At 46.6% G+C, this 296-nt stretch carries 1 protein-coding gene; it reads right to left on the bottom strand.

The features are described 5' to 3' along the window. The coding region (locus BCT81_RS28695) for a 3-methyl-2-oxobutanoate hydroxymethyltransferase (RefSeq protein WP_198596988.1) at positions 1-296 on the bottom strand (296 nt) is incomplete at both ends.

The following is a 296-nucleotide window of genomic DNA, read 5'->3' as shown; positions in this document are numbered from 1 at the left end:
ATATGAGGCATTACCGGTATACCTCTTTGAATTAGAAACTCCACTGTTTCGAGCATTTCGGGGCCACCTTCGACTTTGATACCTTGGGCTCCTGTCTGGGCCATAACTTCGGCTGCATTTTTATACGCCAATTCTTTCGATTCCTGGTAGCTGCCAAAGGGCATATCTACTATTACGCAAGATGTTTCGGCGCCACGGACTACGGCTGAACCGTGGGAAATCATCATTTCTATGGTAACTGGTAACGTAGAGTCAAACCCATAAGCCACCATGCCTAGCGAGTCACCAACAATAAT

This window comes from Vibrio sp. 10N.261.52.A1 (genome assembly GCF_002876325.1).
Taxonomy (GTDB): domain Bacteria; phylum Pseudomonadota; class Gammaproteobacteria; order Enterobacterales; family Vibrionaceae; genus Vibrio; species Vibrio chagasii.
This window is presented reverse-complemented; position numbering and strand designations above follow the sequence as displayed.